Annotated in this window: 10 protein-coding genes; 8 read left to right on the forward strand and 2 right to left on the reverse strand. The window is 40.7% G+C overall.

Annotated elements, in window-relative coordinates; translation table 11 throughout:
- The first annotated feature begins 2 nt into the window (after window positions 1-2).
- Window positions 3-1,535, forward strand: a complete 1,533-nt coding sequence (locus tag bhn_RS02940; protein WP_071175294.1) for a hypothetical protein — start codon at window positions 3-5, stop codon at window positions 1,533-1,535.
- 11 nt (window positions 1,536-1,546) lie between these two features.
- Here bhn_RS02940 and bhn_RS02945 read toward each other — a convergent pair whose 3' ends face one another.
- Entirely contained in the window at window positions 1,547-3,097 is a 1,551-nt protein-coding gene (locus bhn_RS02945; RefSeq protein WP_071175295.1) for an O-antigen ligase family protein, read from the reverse strand.
- Window positions 3,098-3,197: 100 nt separating this feature from the next.
- Window positions 3,198-3,887: a hypothetical protein gene (locus tag bhn_RS02950; protein ID WP_148661901.1), complete on the reverse strand. Its 690-nt coding sequence runs from the start codon at window positions 3,885-3,887 to the stop codon at window positions 3,198-3,200.
- 259 nt (window positions 3,888-4,146) lie between these two features.
- Here bhn_RS02950 and bhn_RS02955 point away from each other — a divergent pair, with 259 nt between their 5' ends.
- From bhn_RS02955 to bhn_RS02985, 7 genes are all read left to right on the forward strand, one after another.
- A complete protein-coding gene (locus bhn_RS02955; RefSeq protein WP_071175297.1) occupies window positions 4,147-5,244 on the forward strand; it encodes a radical SAM protein in 1,098 nt (365 codons plus the stop codon).
- A 29-nt stretch (window positions 5,245-5,273) separates the two neighbouring features.
- Window positions 5,274-6,935, forward strand: coding sequence for an AAA family ATPase (locus tag bhn_RS02960; protein WP_071175298.1), 1,662 nt, complete (start codon window positions 5,274-5,276; stop codon window positions 6,933-6,935).
- Between the two features lie 226 nt (window positions 6,936-7,161).
- Window positions 7,162-8,346, forward strand: a complete 1,185-nt coding sequence (locus tag bhn_RS15900; RefSeq protein ID WP_236845957.1) for a WecB/TagA/CpsF family glycosyltransferase — start codon at window positions 7,162-7,164, stop codon at window positions 8,344-8,346.
- 26 nt (window positions 8,347-8,372) lie between these two features.
- A complete protein-coding gene (locus tag bhn_RS02970) occupies window positions 8,373-9,977 on the forward strand; it encodes a hypothetical protein (RefSeq protein WP_071175299.1) in 1,605 nt (534 codons plus the stop codon).
- On the forward strand, window positions 9,974-11,464 hold the full coding sequence (locus bhn_RS02975; protein WP_071175300.1) for a sugar transferase: 1,491 nt from the start codon (window positions 9,974-9,976) through the stop codon (window positions 11,462-11,464). Before bhn_RS02970 ends, bhn_RS02975 begins: the two co-directional genes overlap by 4 nt.
- A gap of 47 nt (window positions 11,465-11,511) precedes the next feature.
- Window positions 11,512-12,630: an NAD-dependent epimerase/dehydratase family protein gene (locus bhn_RS02980; RefSeq protein WP_071175301.1), complete on the forward strand. Its 1,119-nt coding sequence runs from the start codon at window positions 11,512-11,514 to the stop codon at window positions 12,628-12,630.
- Entirely contained in the window at window positions 12,630-14,234 is a 1,605-nt protein-coding gene (locus bhn_RS02985) for a DUF6056 family protein (RefSeq protein ID WP_071175302.1), read from the forward strand. The genes bhn_RS02980 and bhn_RS02985 overlap by 1 nt, the downstream gene beginning before the upstream one ends.

Consider the following 14,234-nt stretch of genomic DNA (forward strand, 5'->3'; position numbering starts at 1 on the left):
AAATGAAAAGTAAAAAAGCAAGAATAATAACAATATTAGCGATTATCTCAGTAGTGGCACTTGCTGCCTTGTTGATCCCCTTCATCTGGGTATCAAAATTTGCCTACCCATGGGCGGATGATTTCTCTTACGCATCTGAGGCAAGAGCTGTATTTGTCAGCACCCACAATGTGTTTAAGACAATTGCAATGGCTTTTTCTACTATGAAGGACTCGTACATGACATGGCAGGGAACATATACTTCATGTTTCCTCATGGCCCTGCAGCCAGCGGTGTTCAGCGTTAAGCTATATCACTTAACTGGCGTGTTTATGCTGGGTTCAATCTTGATATCATATTACGTGCTGGTAACAGTTCTTTTTAACAAGGTATTCAAGGCATCTAAGTCAGCAAAGTGGCTGATCTACGTGTTCACAGTTATGCTGAGTATAGAAGGCGTGGATGGTAAGGCAGAAGCCTTCACTTGGTACAACAGTGCTGTTCACTACACTTTTGGGCATGCGCTCTTCGTGCTGTTCATAGCTTTTGTAATTTATTACGTACATGACCTTAGAAATTCATCCAAAAAGACTCTGCACTGTGTACTTATCAGCATTGTGGGCTTCCTGGCAGCAGGTACCAATAACGTAACTGTATTTGGCGGCCTTCTGACAATCCTTATCCTCGCAGCCATGGGCTTTTTATATGAACTTGTCTTTGGGGAAAAGAAATATGACGGCCTATTAAGTGCTCTTCCAATGGGAATCGTTTATATAATTGGAACTGCTGTGAATCTTGGAGCTGTAGGTAATTCTAAGAGAATGGTCACAGCTGGATCTCATAATAACAGCGTGTTTATTACTGTCAGGAACTCTTTTGTTCTTGGAACAGAGTTTATAAAAAGGCACTTCTGGGGCATGACAGTAGCCTATATCCTCATAATGGTGGCTGTTATCTGGTATGCCTTTGTAAAAGAGGATGCACTTTCCGGCGTGACATTTAAGTTCAGGCTTCCCGGCCTTGTGACCCTTGCAAGCTACTGCCTGTTATGTGCTCTGTACGCACCATTTGCATATCTTGGTGAGGCACAGGTTTCACTTCCTTATATCGATGAGAATTTAAATGTTCTGAGAGTTGCTAATGATGTGTACCTGGAGTTTATATTGCTCCTTTTTGTAAACGTCCTCTATTACTGCGGATGGCTTTATCAGAAGGGCGTTAGAGTATATACACCTGTCTTCAATATCTGCGTGGCTGTTGTTTCAGCTGTTTTGGTTGTTACTTCCTACAAGGTTCTTACTGTAGACAATCAGTCCAAGTTCCTGACAGGAAGCGCTATTCACAGTATCCAGAACGGAACTGCCGAGTACTACGGCTATCAGATGGCTTTAAATATACAAAAGCTAGAGACTGAGGATGAAGTTGTTTATGTATCACCTATAGCTGTTGATCCGGATTGTCTGTTCCCTCACGGGGCCGCAGACTGGAAGGAAGGCACAAGAGTCTTTTATGGCAAAGAGGCTGTTGAATATGATTCAGAGCCATATACTTTCTAGGAATGTTGTTCTTAGCTTGGATGCATATTCAAGAATGACTGATGAGCTATTCCTATGAGAGTTATGATCATAGGTGTTGAGATACACTGCTGGTAATTAAAGGCGTTGTGGACGATGTATCCCAGCGTGCAAGCAAATACAATGATGCCCATGTTGATTGAAAAGTCAGCGTGGGCTTCTTTTTTTATCATTTTTATTCCTTCTATTAGGGCTATGATAAATATAGCAAGGTAAGAGAAACCACCTATAATGCCATATTCGATGATTGCAGTGAGCCATTCGCTGTGGGCGTTTGCAAGGATCAGCTCTGTATAGTTACTGATGTGATCATTAAAACATCCAGGGCCTACGCCCAAAAGTTTATTTACTAGAGGCAGATCTTTGTACATCTGAAGGGTTCTGAGCCAGATGAGACCACGGCCATTGCCCCAATCTTTACTTGTTTCAAAATAGACGTCATTGGCTGATATGGAGATTAGTTTGATTCCAACGATTATGGCAATAGCGATGAAGATGATTAGTGTTGTAGTGCATATGATAGGAAGTTTGGAATGAAGTTTTTCATATATTTTAGGATCAACATTCAAAAAGACTAAGATAAGTCCTGTAACAACGCCGATCACAGGAATGATTCCAGTTGCTAGGTTAATGGAAAGAACATCTAAAGAAACTATTGGAATCAGCCCAAATCTTTCAATCAGACCGATCAAAATGATGGAACAAGACATTATCATAAATGAAATCCCAAGTCTCATCAGGCACTTACCACTCTTGTACATGGCATACACAAGGAATGATACTATGATCACAAACATGGAAATATAGGCACTGTCGCTATTTTGAGTTACGAGAGTACAAGCAGATGTTATTAGAAATATGGTGGATACGATCATATTTCTTTTATCATCAAAAGAAATAAAGGCATAGAGACCAATTGGAAATACTAGGCATAGATATGATGAGTACCAGGTTGCCTGTCCTATGGTTGAAAGAAAGCGGATGCATTCATTTGGAGATAAAGTTTTCATGATACCAATTGGGTCGATGTAGAATCTGTGCAAAGTTCCAATAGCGAAGATTATAATTGCAGATATTTCAATGATCCAAATGAATCTATTATCGATCGTGTCATTTCTGGAAATGATAAAGTAAACAAGTACAAGACCATATAGGAATAAGAGTCCCGTATACCAGCCTGAGAAACCTGTCAGTGAAGATAATTTATTCCCAGATAACAAGAAAGAAATAGTGACTAGCGAAGCGAAAACTATCATAGCTATATCAAGCTTTGAACTGATGGAAAAAGTTCTTTTATCAGATATAAAGATGAACAAAGAATACAGTATGAGGCATGCGGTCATAGCTGCCCATATCCTGAACTTGAAGATTCCCATGGCGTAGTAACCTTGAATTGGTGAGAAAACCAAAGGATACAAAGAAAAAAGGAGAGCAACATACCAATAAGAAATGATACATAGCTGCTTATCATGAGTCTTTTCCCTAAGAAGAACGTAAACGATAAATAGAAGTGCTATTACTGCAACTAGTAACCGTATTACCATGTTTTATCCTCATACAATACGCTGTGGTTAATAAAGTGGCAAAAAAAGAGCTGAAGGAATAGTCCCTCAGCTCTTATTATACATCATAATATCGATAATATTATTTTGCTTTACAGATAGAAACCATAACCTGATTTGACTTAGCATTTGTTGTATCAATTGATGATGGATCAAATGTGATTGATCTGCCATCAGCGGATGGAGTTGCTGGAAGCACATAGCTTGTGCCACCTGGAAGCACTACGATAACCTTGTATTCAGCAGCGCCACGCATATTTCCTAGAAGACCTACAGCAATGCTACCAACTTTATCGATTGAGCCATCTGTAAGGCCCTTAGCAGTCTTATTCTGGAGATAAATATCAACAGAAGGTCCTACTTCGAGGTTGTTCTGAGCTGCTACATCATTAGCAACTGCAAGAGCTGCAGAACTCTTCTTAGGATCTGTATCAAGAGTGGTTACTCTTACGTCAGAGAGGTCACTTCCCTCTTTTGCCTTAAGAGCAATACCATTTACATCATTAGCAAGGTATAAACCGTCGGCATCGGACTTAACACCACCAACAGACTTGTTTTCGAGCTTTGTTCCTTCTTCGATTGTTGCTTCCATCTGTCTTTCACCCTGAATTTCAGCTGGATCAGGCTGAGGAGCTTCGAACTTAACGACTTCTTCAGTAGAATTTTCTGATGCTGCTACCTTTGTTGCAGTTGTAGTTGGCATAAAGAATGCAATTGCTAAAGCTACAGCTGAGAGACATACTACCACTTTGCTCAAATTTTTACGCATCATAACACCTCCATGAATTAAAAATTTTAAATTCCATTTTTTTGGGGGGCTTTTTTGCCGCCGATGAAAATATGTTAGTACTCCGAAATATAAAATGCTATTAAGCGGGTATTACGAAAAAATAAAATGAAATTTTGTTTTAATAAATAATTCTAAAATTGGTGAATAAACTAAAAAGAGAAAGGTTAAACATATAGACATATTATGGTAAACTATAGCATGGGACTAAATGAATTAATTTTGAGTTGAAAAGGATTTAGCTATGCCAAAGAAATTAAACGGAACAGTAATCGTAACATATAGATGTAATGCTCGTTGCAACATGTGCAACAGGTACAAAGCTCCATCTAATCCGGAGGACGAGATCTCAATCGAGACTATTAAAAAGCTCCCTCCAATGTATTTCACTAATATCACAGGTGGTGAGCCATTTATCCGCGAAGATATCAAGGATATCGTCAGAGAGCTTCGCAAAAAGAGCGATAGGATCGTAATCTCAACAAACGGCTTTTTTACCGACAAGATAATTGACCTGTGCAAGGAGTTCCCTGACGTGGGAATCCGCATCTCTATTGAGGGCCTTGAGCAGACCAACAACGAGATCAGGGGATTACCTGATGGATTCAATAAGGGCTATACAACGCTCAAGAAGCTTCGCGAGATGGGACTTAAGGATGTTGGCTTTGGTATGACAGTTCAGGATAGAAACGCTCCTGACCTCTGCGAACTCTACAAGTTATCAGATGAACTTGATATGGAGTTTGCTACAGCCTCTCTCCACAACAGCTTTTACTTTGTTGAGGCCAAGAACATCATCCATGACAGGCCTATGGTAGCTGAGAACTTCGAGAAGCTCATAAATATGCTCCTAAAGTCCAAGAGCCCTAAGAAGTGGTTTAGAGCTTACTTTAACCACGGCCTTATCAACTACATTTATGGTCAAAAGAGACTTCTTCCCTGCGACATGAGTTTTGATACCTTCTTTATCGATCCATACGGCGATGTTATGCCATGTAACGGAACCAAGGATAAAGAGGTTATGGGAAATCTTAATAGACAGTCATGGGACGAACTTTGGAATTCACCAGAGGCTGAACGTGTCAGAAAGGTTGTGCGCCACTGCGACAGACAGTGCTGGATGATCGGCTCAGTTTCACCTGCTATGCACAAGTATATCTGGACACCTGCTCTTTGGGTTATCTGGCACAAGTTCAAGGCTCTTTTCATGAAAAAGCCTTATTCAATGTATGAGCTTAAGTGCGTTCGTGATCTTAGAGATGGCAAGGTTACAAAGCAGCAGCTTGATAGATGCAGTACCTGCGACTTTAATGCAGTTGCAAATGATGGACTTAAAAAATAAATACTTCGGAGGGTGCAGACTTGAGTTTGATGGTCAATATGCCGGTTGGCGTAGATGATTACAAAAAGTTAATAGAAGAAAACTATTACTTTGTTGATAAGACAAGGTTTATTATGTCGCTTATTGATGGCCATTCTGACGTGACACTCATTACTCGTCCTCGAAGATTCGGCAAGACACTTACCATGAGCATGCTTTATTATTTCTTTTCAAACGAAGATAAAGCTAGTAATAGAGCTCTTTTTAAGGATAGTTATATTGGAAATGCCGACGATAAAAGGTATATGCAGGAGCAGGGTAAGTATCCTGTGATATTCCTTAGTTTAAAGGATATAGAAGCTGGCAACTTTGATGATATGACTCAGCAGTTTTCTATAGTGCTGAGTGAACTATATGGCAGATTCCGTTTTTTGAGAGATAATCTGGCTGAGGATGAGATAGCTTTTTTTGATAAAGCGCTTAATAAGAGCCTTAGCAACGTGGAACTCCAGTTTTCACTAAAGACGCTTTCAAAATATTTGTCTAACTATTATCAGGAGAAGGTTGTAATCCTCATTGACGAGTACGATGCCCCTATTCAGCATGCATATGATGCCCAGGAAACATATTACAAAGAGGCAATTAGGTTTTTTAAGTCCCTACTTGGAACCACTTTGAAGACTAATGAATACATGAAGTTTTCAGTCATGACAGGGGTTCTTAGGATTGCTAAAGAGAGTATTTTTAGTGACCTCAATAATCTTGACGTTTGTTCCGTAATGGAAAAGAAATACAGCGATGTTATGGGATTTACTGACGAAGAGGTAAAAAAACTTCTTTCTGATGTTGGTGCTTCTGATAAATATGACGAGATCAAAGAGTGGTATGATGGTTACATATTTGGAAATACCGCTATTTACAATCCTTGGTCAGTTATCAGGTATGTTAGTAATGGTTGCGAGACCAAACCATATTGGATCAATACATCAGCCAATTCTATCATCAAGAATATGATGCAGAATCTTTCTTCCAGGAGGCAGGACGATCTGCAGACTCTTTTGATGGGAAAAGAAGTATCATCACTAATTCATGATGGCGTAATTTATGAAGATATTGAAAAGTCAGATGATGAGTTTTTCTCTATGCTTCTGACTACGGGGTACCTTACTCAGGATAATTATGAATCTGGCTACAGAGAGTTTTACAATTTAAAGATTCCTAACAAAGAAGTTGGCTCTGTTTACAGAAATGAGATTTTGGACAGAATGCGTAACCAGAGGGAAGTAAGGACTGAAGCCAATCTGGTAAGATATATGATAGAAGGCGATGTATTGAAGTTTGAAGAAGCTCTTAGCGACTTTGTATTAAACTATGTCAGCTTCTTTGACGCTGGAACAGAGGGCTTTTATCATGGCATGATGCTAGGACTTTTGGCTGTTTTAAATGCTGATTATGTTACTGAGTCAAATAAAGAGAGCGGATATGGTAGATTTGATTTGGCGTTATTCCCAAATAACTGCAATAATTCAGGAGTTGTGCTTGAGTTTAAAAATGCTGAAGATGAATCTGAACTTGAGAATATGGCCAAAGAGGCTTTGGCACAGATAGATACCAAGGCATATATTACTGAGTTTAAGAAACGCACGGTAAAAGAGATTAAGAAATATGGAATAGCTTTTTGTGGTAAAAAAGTTAGAGTGATTGGAGAATGACGTGAATAGACGAGGCATTCGTTATCCTGCAAAGAGAATATTGGTACTAGATGAGCTGACGCTTATAGTGGCGTTTTTTGTGACCTTGGCTATAAGATATCGCGATACCTTTAGGTATTGGACCACATTTTATGACGGACTATATATCAACTTTCTGATTGTTTTGTGTCTGGTGCAGGCGTTGGTATTTTTGGGATTTGATAAAAGGAAGAAATCTATCTTCGAAATGGACCCAGTAGAAAACCTCATGTCCGTAGTAAAGAGTAAGGTCATCCTCATAGTTCTTGGACTTCTGTACCTTTATGCAACTCAGAGAGGGGAACAGTCATCAAGATTTGTGGTGGCTGGAGTTTTAGTTCTTAGCATAATCTTTGGATTTGTGGCAAGGATGATCTGCAGGAAGAGTTATCTTAAGAATCATGACTTGAGTGCAGAATATAAAACTCTGGAAGTTACGTCTGACGAAGACGCGGCTGAGGTAATCGCTAAATACCATCAGGGTTCCTACAACGATGTGCTAGTTCATGTAATAAGCGAGGGGTATGATAATCTCCTTCGCAAACTTGACCGCGAAGGAATCCGCACTTTCATTGGAACTACAGCTCTTGATTATCAGGTTCGCTCAGGCATAATCTCAGACATTAACGGCTATGCTTCAATTCCTGCTTCTGTAAGATCGGAGCGTTTTAATTTATTTGGTATCAACTATGCAGTTTCTCGTACCGAGGAGGCAGTCCTTCATGTGATGCGTCATATCAAGGAGCTTTCCGGCGAATATATCTGTTTTTCAAACGTACACACATCAGTTATGGCTAGAGAGGATGTTAGTTACAGGGATGTCCTTAACGGCGCAACCTTTGTTTTTCCTGATGGAACACCTATTGCAACCCTTGAACAAAAGAAGGGCTATGTAGGCGCAGAGCGTGTGGCAGGACCTGACTTTATGGAGCACATGTTCAGGGATACTCAGGATGGCAGGCTTTCACATTTCTTTTACGGAGCATCCCAGGAGACTCTCGATGCCTTAAAAGAGAATCTCTTAAAGAAGTACCCTGGCATCGACATTAGAGGCATGTACTCTCCACCATTTAGAGCACTTTCCGAGGAAGAGGACAGAGCGGATGTTAACCTCATCAATGGCTCTGGCGCAGATATTATCTGGATCGGTCTTGGGGCGCCAAAGCAAGAAAAGTGGATGAATGCTCATAAGGGCGAGATAAGCGGCGTTATGATGGGCGTTGGCGCTGGATTTGACTTCCACGCTGGAACTATTAAGAGAGCACCTAAGTGGATCCAGAAGATTGGCCTTGAGTGGCTCTTTAGATTATTCCAGGACCCAGGAAGGCTCTTTAAGAGATACTTTGTAACAAATGGCAAGTTTATTTGGTATCTACTGACAAATAGAAAATAATTAGATTAGCACTGTGGGGGAATTTCATGGCAGATGCAATTAAAAAACTAATTTCAGATAGAAGGCAATTGGGAGAAGGTATATACCTTCTCTATTTTGCGCTTATGGTGGGAGCAAGGGCAGCAGGCCTTTACGAAGGAATGACCATCTATAACATCTCGCTGGTACTGGGCCTTGGACTCTTTGTTCTCAAGATGATAGTAACTCAGCATACGGTAAAAGAATATGTGGTAGCGGCTCTTTTCCTGGCTCTTGGCGGAATTGTCTATATTCATACCGGAGAAAAGGGGCTATTTGTCTGCTTTACCATGATGCTTGGAATGAAGGGCGTCTCTAGTATCAAAGTTGTAAGGTGCGGAGTTATTGTGGCTGGTGTTATCATTATCTCCAAGATATTACTTGGAGTTTTTGGCGTTACGTCGGAGATATATTATCCTCAGGAACGAGACGGCGTGGGCCTTATGTTTAGGCACGCTCTTGGTTATGCACATCCTAACACTCTGCACATGAATGTCCTGATGCTGACCATGATGCTGATGTTCCTTTTAACTGTGGCACTTATGAGAAATCATGACGTTAACACCCAGAGGATGTCTGGGTTTGTGCTGATCTTAGCATCTGTATTGGGCTTTATGTTCAATGTATATATTTTCCTGTATTCAGGCAGCAGAACAGGGCTACTAGCTAGCTTCATATATCTTTTCATAAATGCGTATCTGTACCTTAGGGGCAAGATCGGTATATTTGAAAAGATCTGCCTATATATTTCATTCCCATTTGTATGCTTTATTTCAATTGTTCTGCCATTTTTACTTGATGGTGATCTTTTTGAGTTTGTTGATAGAACGGTGTTCACAACGAGATTTTCTCTTGCAAGGTATTTTTGGAGTAACAACCATATTTCTCTCTTTGGAATAAGACTTGTTAATCCTCAGGAGAATTTAAAGACTTACGGAATCGATATGGCGCAGCTGTATCTGTTTTTACAGCTTGGTCTTGTGGCCTTTGTGGTGATAGCTGCACTTACTATCTGGTTCATCAACAGGGCTATCAAAAAAGATATGAGAGCAGAGCTGGCTGTCCTCATGGGAATGTTGTTTCTTGGCATGTGGGAGCCGCTTTTATATAACCTTGGTTTCAAGAACTTCATATATGTTTTCATGGGCCAGCTTCTTTACGAAGCTCTAAGCGGCGCTACCTTTACTGAGTCTGAGTGCACAGAAAAGAGCCTTAGCTTCTTCCAGGATATTAATCCAGAGCTTATGAAGACCACACTTTCAATAATCTCAATTTCGCTTGTAGTGGGAATTGTGGCATCAACTCTTTATCTAACATCCACTAGGACTCCTGACTATCTCTATGGTGACAGGGAGCAGAGTGAAGCTGGTGAAAGCTTTGGCATGGATCCAATGTATATTTCCGAAACTGAACTTGCTCAGATTGAAGGCAGGGGCAATATTGTCATTGGCTATGTGGATGAGACCGTGCCTATGTATCAGTTTGGCCCAGAGATCGCGGAGATGGAATACAACAAGAGAGCCGTTAGTTTTGGTGTGTGGAGCGGTGCTTTCGCCATGATCTGTTTGCTTCTTTTAAATAAACGTAGAAAAAGGTATAATGCTAACGTATGAGTAACAAATATAAAACACTTCAAACATACCTGCTGTGGATGATCGACATGGCATGTATCATAGTAAGTTACGTATTTGCCACATGGCTCAGATTTAATAGTAAAAGAGACTACGGAGACAAGACACTGCACTACATGGTGTGCGTTGTTTTTCTCCTGTTTTGTACTGTCTATGTTTTTCTTGCTGACTGGAACAGGGATTTTATCATTCGTGGATATTTCAAGGAACTTATGGCAGTTATCAAATTTGTAGGACTGATGCTGGTTGCAAGCCTTGTTATCGTTTACTTTCTGCAGTGGTCGGGCATTCTCTCCAGATTTGTTATTGGTAACTTTATCTGGATGGATATTGTCCTTACTTATGTAGCGAGGATCCTTTTTAAAAATGTCTTTAGAAGGCACATTTCAAGCGCATCCAACGCAGTTCGTGTTGTGGTTGTGGCTGAAAGAGAGCTTATGGAGGCTACTATAGGCAAGCTCCTTGCTGAGTCTGATGGTGTTGGATACAAGATTGTAAGGGCATACAGTGCAGATGTAGACAAGGTTCTTGAGAGTTATGCGGCCAAGAAGTCCGGGACAAAAGAGCCTTTAGAAGACTCTGCTTCCAAGAAATCAGATGGTGAGTGGTACATCGGAGATATCCATATCCACGAAGGCATTCAGAATCTTACATCAAGGCTTATAACAGATCCTTTTGACGAGGTATTTATCAATACACCTAATATTCCTCAGAGAGCTATGCAGGATATCATCCTTGGCTTTGAGGAGATGGGCGTTACAACCCACTACAATCTTGAACTTCCAAGTATTGGCAAGGCCAACACCCAGTTTGATGACTTCCTTGATTATTCAGTCATCACCTACACCATGCACAAGACCAGCTACAAGAGACTTTTTATCAAAAGAATCATCGATGTAATCGGCGCTTTGGTAGGACTTGTCATTACTGGAATCATTACCCTTTTCCTTGCGCCAGCTATCAAGCTTGATTCTCCTGGTCCTGTTTTCTTTTCACAGACAAGAATTGGTAAAAATGGTAGAAGGTTCAAGATCTACAAGTTTAGGTCTATGTACATAGACGCTGAGGAGAGGAAAAAAGAGCTGGAGTCTCAGAACGAGATGAAGGGTCTTATGTTCAAGATGGAGAACGATCCTCGTGTTACCAAGGTTGGAGCATTTATCAGAAAGACCAGCCTTGATGAGTTCCCTCAGTTTTTGAATGTCCTTAAGGGAGATATGTCCCTTGTGGGAACAAGGCCACCAACAGAGGCTGAGTTCCAGCACTACAATGAGCATTACAGACGTAGGCTCTCCATGACACCAGGTCTTACAGGACTTTGGCAGATCAGTGGCAGAAGCGACATCGAGGATTTTGACGAAGTTGTTAAGCTTGACCTTAAGTACATCGACAACTGGAGCCTTACAGAGGATTTCAGCATCCTGCTTCAGACGGTTTATGTGGTTCTTTTTGGCAAGGGAGCTAAATAAGAGAAAAGTAATATTTGCTAGGGATACATTGGCAAGAAAGTGTAGATATGTTAGATAAGAATATTGATTTAAATGGAAAAAGAGTTTTAGTAACAGGAGCAGCTGGATTTATCGGATCTAATCTGTGTAAAGAGCTGTTGAAAGAGTTTAAGGACATTCATATTTATGGAATTGATAATATGAATGACTACTATGATCCAAAGATTAAGGAACAGAGACTTAAAGAAGTATTGGAGTTATCTGCAACTAAAGGTGATGAAGAAAAATACGCTGAGGATGATGCTCCATTTGTTTTTGAGCGTGGAAGTATTGCAGATAGAGATGCTATTGATGATATCTTCAAGGAGTTCAAACCAGAGGTAGTAGTTAACCTTGCTGCACAGGCAGGTGTTCGTTACTCTATCGAGAATCCTGATGCATATATCGAGGCAAACCTTATTGGATTCTATAATATCCTTGAAGCCTGCCGTCACTCCTATGATGCAGTTAAAACTGATGCCAATGCAGACTACAAGGGGGTTGCACATCTTGTTTATGCTTCAAGCTCCAGCGTTTACGGCAGCAACAAGAAGATTCCATACAGCGTAGAGGATAAGGTTGATAATCCGGTATCTCTTTATGCTGCAACCAAGAAGTCCAATGAGCTCCTTGCTCACGCATATTCTAAGCTCTACGGAATTCCTTCAACGGGTCTTCGCTTCTTTACTGTTTATGGACCTGCCGGAAGACCAGATATGGCATATTTTGGATTTACCAACAAGCTTGTAAAGGGTGACAAGATCAAGATCTTTAATTATGGCAATTGCAAAAGAGACTTCACTTTTGTTGATGATATCGTAAAGGGCGTTGTAAACGTAATGCAGGTGGCACCAGCAGAAAACGAGAATGGTGTTAAGTACAAGGTTTACAACATCGGTAATAATGATCCTGTTAACCTCCTTGATTTTGTGGATATTCTCCAGCAGGAGCTTATAAGTGCAGGAGTACTGCCTGAGGATTATGACTTTGAAGCTCACAAGGAGCTTGTTCCTATGCAGCCTGGCGACGTTGAGGTTACCTATGCTGACGTCACAGCTCTCCAGGAAGATTTTGGATTTAAGCCAGCAACACCACTTCGCGACGGCCTTAGAGCTTTTGCTAAATGGTACAAAGAGGTTTACTGTTAATGTTTAGTTATAAAACACCAAAGTGGAATATTAAGTTTGATGCCAAAAAGCTCAGTATCTTTTTTACATGTATATATGTACTGAGCCTTATTCCTATGCTTGTTTTGGGATTCTATGATTTCCCGTCAGCTGATGATTTCTCTATGGTTATGCAGCCTCATCACTATTTTGTGGAAACAGGTAATTTACTTGGAACCTTAGGCGTATGGCTTCAGAAGTCATATTATGTGTATTCGAATTATGAAGGATACTTCTTTTCTATAATGCTCACATGCATTTGTCCTGGAATATTTGGTGAGGGCTTTTATGTTCTGACTCCCTTTATTATTCTGGGAATGCTGACTTTCGGCGTGTGCTACTTTTTTGACGCCTTGTTTGTACGAGTTTGGAAGCTGGATAAAGACCTTACGAATATAGTAAGGATGATCGTTTTAACAGTAATGGTTCAGTGCATTCACGGAGAGGGCATCCGCGTAGAAGCCTTCTATTGGTACGCTGGAGCCATTAACTATACATTTACCTTTGGAATGGCATTTTTCTGGTTGGGACTTCTTCTTCGTTCTATTTACGATGAAGACGAGAAATCTAGAAAGAGAAAGCTCATCTGGGCTAGCATCTGGGGCTTTTTCATGGGCGGAGCCAATTACCTTACAGCCCTTGAACTTGCAATCTGCTCAGTGATAGCTCTTTTCCTACTGATCATGATAAGGTTTATGAAAAAGAGTTCTTTTAAGCTGGAAGGCGTATCTGATGCCCAGCAAAAGAGCTTTGGGTTTATCTGGATTCCAACGCTGCTTAATCTCATCGGCTTTGGATTTGCCTGCTTTGCTCCGGGAATTGCTACAAGAGCCCAGGAGACTAATCAGACAGGACCTGTCAAAGCAGTTTTTTTATCAATGTATTCGACCTTTGATGTAATGATGAATCAGATGCTGAGATGGGAGATCCTGGTAGCTTTTGTACTCCTTATTCCTATTTGCTGGAAGCTTGCTGAGGGTCTTAAACAGAAATTAGAGCATCCGATCATGTTTGGACTTTTTGCTTTCCTTATGGTTTCATCAAATGTTACACCGCCAATCTATGCGGTATCTAACTTTGATGCAGGGAGACTACGGGCTCTGGCATTTTTTGAGTTTGTGTTCATGATGAGCCTTGTGATGTTTTATTTTACGGCGTGGATGAGGCAGCACATCCTGGGAGCCAACGGTAGCAGTGTTGCAGGAGCTGATAACCATGGAGATAAGGGCGGTAGCAAGCTCTTTTCACATGCATCATCCATGATGATAGCAATATGCGTAGTCTTCATTGCTCTTGGTTCTGAACTCTGCGTGATTCCTGAGAGAGACTATTACTGTGCCACATCGGCACTTAATGATATAATGAGTGGAGATGCGTCCAAATATCGCGCAGAGAACATGGAGAGACTTTCTATTCTCAAGGATGATTCGGTGAAAGAAGCAGTTCTTTTACCACATACTGTCCGTCCGGAAATGCTCTTTTACCAGGATATAACATATGATGCAGGGGAGTGGATAAATTACACTACGGCAGATTATTACTACAAAGATAAGCTTTATATATTTAATGAGAATGAAGAGGAATGA

This window comes from Butyrivibrio hungatei, from assembly GCF_001858005.1.
GTDB lineage: Bacteria > Bacillota > Clostridia > Lachnospirales > Lachnospiraceae > Butyrivibrio > Butyrivibrio hungatei.